The sequence below is a fragment of the Gemmatimonadaceae bacterium genome (assembly GCA_019752115.1).
GTDB lineage: Bacteria > Gemmatimonadota > Gemmatimonadetes > Gemmatimonadales > Gemmatimonadaceae > Gemmatimonas.
The window spans coordinates 40,179-49,276 of the sequence record JAIEMN010000015.1; the positions used below are offsets into that span (position 1 = coordinate 40,179).

Annotated in this window: 7 protein-coding genes; all 7 read right to left on the reverse strand. The window is 69.3% G+C overall.

Features of this window, described 5'->3' with window-relative positions:
• A complete protein-coding gene (locus K2R93_06860) occupies nucleotides 1–2,154 on the reverse strand; it encodes a DUF4175 domain-containing protein (GenBank protein ID MBY0489545.1) in 2,154 nt (717 codons plus the stop codon).
• Nucleotides 2,106–3,236, reverse strand: coding sequence for a BatA domain-containing protein (locus tag K2R93_06865; GenBank protein ID MBY0489546.1), 1,131 nt, complete (start codon nucleotides 3,234–3,236; stop codon nucleotides 2,106–2,108). Before K2R93_06865 ends, K2R93_06860 begins: the two co-directional genes overlap by 49 nt.
• A 13-nt stretch (nucleotides 3,237–3,249) precedes the next feature.
• Nucleotides 3,250–4,155, reverse strand: a complete 906-nt coding sequence (locus K2R93_06870) for a DUF58 domain-containing protein (protein MBY0489547.1) — start codon at nucleotides 4,153–4,155, stop codon at nucleotides 3,250–3,252.
• Nucleotides 4,156–4,163: 8 nt separating this feature from the next.
• Nucleotides 4,164–5,159 (reverse strand): AAA family ATPase, encoded by a 996-nt coding sequence (locus K2R93_06875; GenBank protein MBY0489548.1) that lies wholly within the window; start codon nucleotides 5,157–5,159, stop codon nucleotides 4,164–4,166.
• Nucleotides 5,156–7,594, reverse strand: a complete 2,439-nt coding sequence (locus tag K2R93_06880; GenBank protein ID MBY0489549.1) for a fused MFS/spermidine synthase — start codon at nucleotides 7,592–7,594, stop codon at nucleotides 5,156–5,158. Before K2R93_06880 ends, K2R93_06875 begins: the two co-directional genes overlap by 4 nt.
• A 73-nt stretch (nucleotides 7,595–7,667) precedes the next feature.
• A complete protein-coding gene (locus tag K2R93_06885) occupies nucleotides 7,668–8,195 on the reverse strand; it encodes a hypothetical protein (GenBank protein MBY0489550.1) in 528 nt (175 codons plus the stop codon).
• A gap of 9 nt (nucleotides 8,196–8,204) precedes the next feature.
• Nucleotides 8,205–8,924 (reverse strand): hypothetical protein, encoded by a 720-nt coding sequence (locus K2R93_06890; GenBank protein MBY0489551.1) that lies wholly within the window; start codon nucleotides 8,922–8,924, stop codon nucleotides 8,205–8,207.
• Between the last annotated feature and the right edge of the window lie 174 nt (nucleotides 8,925–9,098).

The window sequence follows — 9,098 nt, forward strand, 5'->3', positions numbered from 1 at the left end:
TCATGGCCGTGCGCCGCGCAGCGCGCGTCGCTGCACGGCGGCGCCGGCCGGAAGAAACGGCGCCGCACGCGGCGCCCCTCGCGCCAGCCACGTCGCCAGCGTGGTGGCCGCCGAGTCGCGGAGCGCGGACGCGGCGGCGGGTTGTGCGGCCGCACGCGTCAGCCACTGCGCGATACGCTGGGCCTCCGACTGCCCCGGGCTGAGCTGCAACACCCGAATGGCCAGTTCGGTATCGCGATCACGGCGCATCGATGTCGATGTCGATGTCGACGCCGCGGCCGTCAGGTCGGCCAGCACGCCCCGCAGCGCGGCACGCGTGGCGTCGCGTTCGGGGAGCGGCACCGTGACCGGGGTGCGCGCCAGTGAATCGAACGCGCCCGTGTGCCGACGCGCCGGATCGAGGGCCTCCCGCTGTGACAGGGCGCGCATGAGGAAGCGCTGGCGGGCGAACGCCTCCTGCAAGTTCGTCAGCGCCGTCTTCTCGAAGCGCAGCGCATCGGTCAGCCGATTCTCCGTGAGGGCCAGCGAGGCCCGACTCATGGCACGAATCGCCACGAGCAGCGCCTGTCGCCCACGATTCACCATGCGACCGGCCGCGAGATCCTGCTCGCCTTCGGCCTCCGCGGTTTCGTCGAGCGCGGTGCCGCCCTCCTCGCCTTCGACGACGCCGGCTTCGAACTCGCCACCCGTCATGAAGACGAACTCGGCCCGGACGCGCCGCTGCTCGACCGCGATCTGGCTGGCGCGCTCTTTGACGGTGTCGGCCGCGAGCGCCTTCTGCCCGGCGATGAGCCGTTCGGTCTTCTGAATGACCATCTGCTGACTGACCGCGTAGCGATCTTCATCCGGATCCATCGAGAAGCCCAGCGCGGCCACGCCCCCCGCCTCGGCGAGCTGCGCGATGAACGCGTCACTCTCCGCGGGCTCGCGCCCCGGTCGCGCATCGGTGGCCCGCGCCCGGTAGACCACCAGATCCCCCGGCTCCACCAGCAGCGGTTTGAGCGCAAGTGCGGCGCTCGCCGTCCAATGCGTGCGTCCGTCTCGCGTGAGGCGGACCGGGATCGTGCCTTCGGTGAACTCGAACCGCTCGCCGGAGCCGCTCACCTTGGTGTAGTGCAGGCGGAGCGAGCCAAGCCCCACGTCATCGGTGGCGTCAATCCGTACATCGAGCGTGCGATCGGGCGTCGGGACCACGAGGTCCTTCCCCGGTGCGCTGATGCGCACACGCGGAGCGCCATCGCGCACCATCGTGAGCGCCACCAGCCGCTTCGCACCGGCCCGCAGCGTGAACGGGGTGAGCGCCACAAAGCCATCGTCACGGAGCGGTGCCTGCCAGGTGAAGTCGCCGCTCGCGGGGCGCACCAGCGTGCGCGCCGTGTCGGCCGTTTCGATGCGCAGCGAATCGGCGCTCGAGGCCACGTGGAACGTGAGTAGACTGCCCTCCAGGGCCTCCACTCGCGCCGGGTCCCGCTGGGCCACCGGTGTCTGTTGCGTGTACGCGGGCGGGGTGATGGTCACATCCACGCGGCCGATGCTCGACGTCTGTGTCGCCACGGCGAGCGAGCGCGTCGCCGTGCGCGCGACCGCCCCCGCTGGTACCAGCAGCGCGATGGCGACGCCCAGCATCCAGGCCACACCGGCCACGCCCAGCTGCCGCAGCGCACGGTGCGCCGGCACGATGGCGCGCGCGTCCGTCCGCGACGCCAGTGCATCGGCGCGGTCCGCCACCAGCGCGCGGACCGGTTCCTCATCGCGTGCGCCGGCTGTGGCGCGCAGCTCGAGCGCGGTGCGCAGCAAGTTTTGCGAGCTGGGCACCCCACGTTCGATCACCTCAGCCAGGCGTGCGGGGGTCAGGCGGCGACGGTGCCACCACGCACCAAGGGCGAGGCCCAGTGCCAGCGTGCCGACCAGAAGCAGCGCCTCACGCCGGAGCTCGTGGAGCGGTGACGGCGGCAACGCGTCCAGCGGCACGAACACCAGTCGCCGCAATGCGAGGAGCGCCGCCGCCGCCACACCCACCGTGGCCCCGCGCAGCGCGCTCACCTGCTGGAGGCGGTTCGCGACGGCGTCGGCGAGCTGCGCCGTGCGTGAAGCCGTGGCGCCGTTCACGCGCGCTCCGCCGCCGCGGACGGTGTGGCTCGGCGCATCAGCCATTCCCCTCCCAGCAGGAGCAGCACGAGCAGCCAGAGCCATCGCGCGTCCGTCGAGACGCCATGCACATCGGTCACCGCCGTGCCCGCACCGAGCGCATCACCCGCCGGCGAGGCCGCCCAACGCGCCAACGTTGCGGTGTCCGGCGGCGTGGTGGCGACGGGGCGCGGGCTCAAGGGAGCACTCGCGGCCATGAGCATGGCCAGCGCGACCTCCGGGCTCGCACTCGCGACCGACACGAGGAGGGAATCGCCCTCGCGCTGCACGCGAAGGGGCACCTCGCTCCCCGCGGCCGCGCGCCAAATCGGATCCATCCCCAGGCGGCGGAGCCGCTCCGCGGCAGCCGCGCGCGCGTCCGCACCCGCGTCCGCGCCCGCGACCGCGTTGCCTTCAGAAATCATAACTGCTGGAATTACGATTTCCTGACGGGGATCACTCGCCCGGTCGGTCACGCGCGCGACGGCGAGCGCTGCCCCGCCAAGCGTGGCGACGGCGCGGCGCACCGCCTCGATCTCGGCGGTGGTCAAGGTCGTACGCCACCGGAGCGTGTCCAAACGCGCGGCGGCCGCCTCCACACGCGGCGGCGCCGGCGTCAGTACCACACGCACGTCACGCGGAATCGCAGCGAACCAGGCGGAATCGATCAGGCCCGGCGAAAACGTCGAGACAATCTCCAGTGCCCGAGGCGCGGGCTGGGTGCGGAGCCGCGCGACCGCGCGGGGGATCCCTTCAGGGAGCAAGGCCGTGACGAGCGTCTCGATGGAATCGGCGCCCGCCGGCGATGCCACCAGGAGCGTGTCCACGAGGCGCACCCGGGAGACGACACCGGCGGCCGGTGCCAGCGCCGCACGGCGCACCGGCTGCGCCAACGCCATCACGGCCGCCAGCAGCACAGCCAATCGCACCAGCAACAGCGGCCAGTCACTGATCCGTGTTCGCCGTGTGGGGCGCAGCTCGCTCGTCGGCAGAAACCGCAGCGACGGAAATGCCACCGTACGCGCCGGCCGACGACTGAAGAGATGCACGAGCACCGGCACGGCGAGCGCCCCGAGCCCGAGCCACGCCCACGGTTGCAGCCAGGTCACGACCACCACCCCATCAGTCGTGCACCGCGGGGTGCGCGCGCGTGGTGCGGCGCACGAGGTAGTCGCGCAGCGTCTGCTCCGGCGGCTGGTCGGTGACGAACAGCCCGTAGTCCATCCCTTCGTGGAGCGCGAGATCGCGTGTACGCGCGAGGAAGTCCACAACCGCCGCGTTGTATGCGGTGGCCACGGCGGCCGGCTCCACCAGCTGCCGAGCGCCCGTCTCCAACTCCTCGACTTCCACCGGCTCGGCGAACGACAACCGTCGTTCGCCGCCGGCGATCACCTGGAGCATGGCGACATCGTGGCCACGCTGTACTGTGTGCCGCAACTCGCGCTGGGTGCCGACCTCGTCGTCGTAAAAATCGCTCAGCACCATGAGCAACCCGCGTCGCGCCAGCAGTTCGGCGGCACGACCGATCACGCGAGCGGGCTCCCACGCACCACCGACCTGGAGGCGATCGAGGGTCGCGAGCAGCGCGCGCAGGTGCACGCGGCCGCTCCGCGCGGGGAGATACACCATCTCGCCGTTCGTCTCCGTCATGAGCCCTACGGCGTTGCCCTGCTCGCTCGCCAGGTAGGCGAGCGCGGCGGCGAGGATCACGCCATAGCGAAACTTCGAGAGTGCCCCCGGCTCCGACGGAAACGCCATTGACGCGCTGGTGTCGAGCACCAGCATGACGGCAACATTGGTCGTCTCGCGGAACTGCCGCGTATAGAGCCGATTGCTCCGTGCGAACACTTTCCAGTCGAGATACTTGAGATCATCCCCCGCCCGGTAGGGCCGGTGCTGATGAAACTCCGCCCCATAGCCGTGAAAGGGACTGCGGTGCCCGCCGACGCGCAGTCCTTCCACGAGCACGCGCGCGGCGAGCTCAAGATCATCGATCGCGGTGACGACCGCGGGGCTGAGCGCCGACATGAGGCGTCCTACGGACGCACGGCGTCCAGCAGCAGGCCGATCACGCGATCGGCGCTCACGCCTTCCGCTTCGGCGCGGAAGTTGACGAGCAGGCGATGGCGCAGCACCGGCAGGGCCACCGCGGCCACATCCGCCGGCGCGGGCACCGTACGCCCGTCGAGCAGCGCGATCGCCTTGGCGCCCAGCAGCAGGGCCTGGCCGGCGCGCGGCCCCGCCCCCCAGCGCACCCACTGCTTGACCGACGCCGGGCAGCTCGCATCATCCGGGCGCGTGGCGCGGATGAGCCGCAGGGCGTAGTCCACGACATTGCCGGCGGCAGGCAGCGCCCGCACGAGATGGCGCGCGCGCTCGAGCTCCTCGCCGGTCGCCACCGGGTTGACGGTGGCCATGGCGCCGCTCGTCGTATCGGCCAGAATGCGACGCTCATCGTCCACATCGGGATAGTCGATCACGACATTGAGCATGAACCGATCGAGCTGCGCTTCGGGAAGCGGATGCGTGCCTTCCTGCTCGATGGGGTTTTCGGTGGCCAGCACGAAGAGCGGTCGCTCGAGCGGATAGCGGACCCCGCCCACCGTGACCTGGTACTCCTGCATCGCTTCCAGCAGCGCACTCTGCGTACGCGGCGGCGTGCGGTTGATTTCGTCGGCCAGGATGATGTTCGCAAACACCGGCCCCGGAATGAAGCGCACCTGCCGCTTGCCGGTGCCCACATCTTCCTCGATCACTTCGGTGCCGAGGATGTCCGAGGGCATCAGGTCCGGCGTGAACTGGATGCGATTGAACTTGAGGTGCACCGCATCGGCGAGCGTCTTGATCAGCAGCGTCTTAGCCAGCCCCGGCACACCCTTGAGCAGGCAGTGGCCGCCGGCGAGCAGGCAGACGAGGACTTCCCGCCGCACCTGACGCTGGCCGATGATCACGCGGCCGATCTCGGCGTCGAGCCGCGTGGCGAGGCTGGCCGCGGCGTCGAATTCCGCGGCGGCATTTGCAGAGCTGCTCATCGGGAGACTCCCATGGCATCCGCCAACCGCGACTGCCACTCCGGGCTCGCCACGAACAGCCCGTCGGGGAAGCGCTTGAAGCGGAAGATCTCTTCGGCAATTGCGGCGTTCGTGTACTGATTGAGCCCGAGCGCCGCGAGATACTGCAGACGCAAGGTGCGATCGGTGTTGAGTTCTGCGTCCTTGAGATACGGCGCCAGGTCCTTCGCGCGGCCGGCGTAGGTCGCGAACAGATCGAGCGTGGAATTGAAGTTCGATTCCATCAGTGACTGCGCCACCTTCTCGTAGCCCGGCTGCGCGCCACGCGTTTCGAGGGCGGCGATATCGATCTGTTGCGGTTCATTCGTGCCAAGCAACACCAGATCGTACCCGCCGCCCGAGATGTTGTTGGCCCACACGGTGCCGTTCGGGAACACCGCGAAGAAGGTCGTCAGCTCACTCTTCACCGCTTCGGGGGTGCTCTCATAGAGGGGCACCCACTGCGTCACCACGCCACCGGGCTTGAGCAGCTTCTTGACCGCTTCGAAGTATTCCTTGGTGTAGAGCGTGGCCGCGCCCTTGACCCATGGATTGATCGGATCGCTCGTGATCACATCGAACTGTTCGTCGGCCGTCTGCACGAAGCTGCGCGCGTCGTCGAAATAGATCTGCGTGCGCGGATCGTTCGCGACGTTGTTGTTCTCCTTCACGAACCACGTCGATACGACCTTCGGCACGAGCGGCTCCATCTCGCAGATCACGAGTCGCTTCACGCTGGGGTACGGCAGGAACGACCCCGCGGTCACGCCGGCGCCGAACCCGACCACCAGGACCGACTGCGGATTGGGGTGCACGAGCGCCGGGATATGCGCGAGCATCTTTTGCAGGCGCATGTCCTGCATCAGGCTCGACGCCTCCACCTTGCCGGCCACGTGGAACTGGATGGCATCGTTGCTCAGTAGCTTGGTCACCGCCACCGAGCTGTTCATGCCTTCGCCCACATACAGCATGTCGGTCTTGCCGATCCACGTCACCGCCCAGCGGCCGTGGGCCACGAGGCCGCCCGGCAACGCCGGTGTCGTCGCAATGCACAATCCGGCGAGCAGCGGCGCTGCAATCACCCCGAACGGCCGGCTTCCCTCCGAGTGCTTGGCCGCGAACAGATACGCCAGCACACTCGCCAGCGCCGCCAGCGCCATCAGCAGCCGCTGACTGTCACGCGTGCCGAGATCGGGGACGAGAATGAGGCTGCACACGGTCGCGCCGAGAATCGCGCCCACCGTGTTGGCCGCATACACGCGCCCCACGAGGCGCGACGTGTCTTCGCCCGGCACGGCCACCGCTGCGAGCGCCAGCGGAAAGCTCGCCCCCCACAGCACCGCACTCGGCAACACCGCCACCGCCGCGCGAAAGAGATCGAACTGCAGGTTGTACCACGCGCTCGGGGCGAGGCTTGGATTGACCGGCCAATTGGGGAGCGCCACGTAAATCATCGCCGCAGCCCACGCGATGGTGAACACCAGCAGCAATTGCGCGCGCGCCAGCGCCTTGCCCGCATCGCCGTTGCGCGCGAGTGCGGCGCCGCTGGCGGAGCCGATCCCCAGGCCCAACAGGATGACCGCGAGGATCATCGAGAACGTGTAGGTACTCGCGCCGAAGGTGAGCGACAGCAGGCGCGTCCATACCACCTCGGCTGCGAGCGCGCAGGCACCACTCAGCGCGATCGTGGCATAGACGAACTTCGCTCCCGGCTGTTGCGCCACCGGCGCGCGTGCACCCTCCGCGCCCCCGGCTCCCGCCGGCGTGCGTGCGGCAATCACGAACGCGAGCGCCGACACGATGACATTCGTCAGCACCGCCACGTACGTCGCCACCGATGAATCGTGCAGGCGCAGCAGGTAGAAGCCGGCGAGCACCGCGCCCACGACCGCGCCAAAGGTGTTGCCGCCGTAAAAGAAGCCGAGCCACGCGATACCGCGCGGTGAGCTCTCGACCCAGCGCGCGATGGCCGGGAGGGTGGCGCCCATCAGTATCGTGGGCGGCAGCAGACAGAGTCCGGCCACCACCGCGCGCAGCGCGAGCGCCATCGCGCCGTGCCCGACGGCCGGGGAGTAGAGCTTGCCGATGATCGGGATGAGGAAGAGCTCCAATCCTCCAACCATCCCAATGGCGAACTCGAGCGTGGCGTAGCTCCGCAGCGGGTGCCCGGCGCCCAATCGTGCGGCAAGCCGCGGGTACCCAAGGCTGCCCAAGCACATGCCGCCCATGAACGTGGCCAGCAGCACACCCAGCGAGATGGCCGACGATCCGATGACCAGCTCCAGCAGCTGGAACCAGACCACCTCATAGATCAGGGCACTGGCGCCGCTCCCCACGAACAGGACGAGCAGGAACGGCAGCACCGGTTGGATGCGGCGGTCGAAATCGGTCGCAGCAGACGTGGCAGCGTTGGACATCAGGGGGCGGAACGGGGAGACGGACAGTCGGTGCTTCGGCTACGGCCGAGCCCCGGCGGACGTTTGGGTGCCCCTACTTGAGGCCAAGGACGAACGCCCGGAAGGCCGCCCGCTGCGCCTCGGTGGCGGCGATCGGTCCGTAGCACTGCACGAACAGCATGCCCTTGGGCGTCTCCGCGATCGCCGCGAGCAGCAGGTGATTCGGTCGCGCATCGGCAGCGCTGGAGCCGGCGCCCACGCCGCGCGCGTACGTCCCGCGATACTCGGCGAAGGTGATCGGGAACGCCGTCTTCTCGTGCGTGATCACTTCCTTGACCGGCGAACCGTCGGGATTGCTGAACTGACTGTGCCAGCGCTCGAGATTGGCCGCCGGATCGCCGCCCTGCCCCGGGCCGAAGAAGTAGACCACGACCTCAACCGGCAGGCTGCCGGCGGCTCCCGGAATGGCATACTGGGCGAGCCGCATGCTCGAGCTGGGGGTGGTGCTGGTCCACGCCGTCGGAACGGTCGTGGTATAGCCCAGGAAGGTGGCAGGCTGCTGGGCAGCAAGCGGAGCGGCCGCGAGCAACGCGGCGGCGAGGGCGGGCAGGAGTCGGCGCATCCGCCAACGCTACGGCGGGCTCTCTCCGGGCACCAGTGCGCGGAGCGCGGCCGGGAGCGCTTCCATCTGCGCCGCCCGCGTGCGCCCCCAGCGGCGCAACGCCACGTAGTTCTGCAGGTGCGCCGCCAGCCCCAAGACGCCCGGGAACAGGATCCCGAGCCACGGCGCCCCCTGCGGCGGGGGCGCACCCACGCTCGTATTGACGGCCAGCGTCACGACCGCGGCGGCACCGGTGGCGAGCAATCCGATGTTGCCGAGTACGCGCACACCACGCGCATTGCCGTTCACGGTGCTGAGCCGCAGGCGATGGCCGGTGTCGGTCGGTTCGAGCACCGCACGCAGATTGCCGTTGCTCCATTCGCGGAACGCGCCCTCGGTGCGCAGCTTGCCGCGCGCCGAGAACGTCTCCTGCAACTGCACGACCATGCGGGCCCAGGTGCGGTCGTCGATATCGCGCCCGAAGTCGATGGTCTTCGACACGGCAATGGGCGCACCATTCTCGACGCGCACCGCCGCCGGCACCAGATCCCCGCGATTGATTGCCAACGCTGCCCGCTCGACCGCCGCCACATCGATCCCCACTTCGGCGGCAATCGCCTGCACATCGCGCAGCGACAGGCCGCGCGCCTGCTCCAACGCCCTGCCGGGATCACTCTGCGCCGGCGTGTCCTGACTCGCGCGCTCGAGAATCAGCGCGACTTCTTCCTCGGTGTATCGGCGATCAGACATATCGTGAGACTGGCTTGAGACGCGCATTTCTGCCAGTTACTACGCGTGCGGTTGCGTTTGGTTGCGCGGCGAACGCCTCGAAGACGTTTCCGGGTCGTGAACTGATCACATCCAAGTTGAAATGAGAAAGGCCTTCCCCCGGCTGGTCGCGGCGTAGCACATCTGAGGTGCTCG

What these genes read in the sequence shown, in the direction of transcription:
- K2R93_06860 (MBY0489545.1), bottom strand. Translation starts at nt 2,154, where the DNA reads ATGGCTGATGCGCCGAGCCACACCGTCCGCGGCGGCGGAGCGCGCGTG.
- K2R93_06870 (MBY0489547.1), bottom strand. Translation starts at nt 4,155, where the DNA reads ATGTCGGCGCTCAGCCCCGCGGTCGTCACCGCGATCGATGATCTTGAG.
- K2R93_06875 (MBY0489548.1), bottom strand. Translation starts at nt 5,159, where the DNA reads ATGAGCAGCTCTGCAAATGCCGCCGCGGAATTCGACGCCGCGGCCAGC.
- K2R93_06880 (MBY0489549.1), bottom strand. Translation starts at nt 7,594, where the DNA reads ATGTCCAACGCTGCCACGTCTGCTGCGACCGATTTCGACCGCCGCATC.
- K2R93_06885 (MBY0489550.1), bottom strand. Translation starts at nt 8,195, where the DNA reads ATGCGCCGACTCCTGCCCGCCCTCGCCGCCGCGTTGCTCGCGGCCGCT.
- K2R93_06890 (MBY0489551.1), bottom strand. Translation starts at nt 8,924, where the DNA reads ATGTCTGATCGCCGATACACCGAGGAAGAAGTCGCGCTGATTCTCGAG.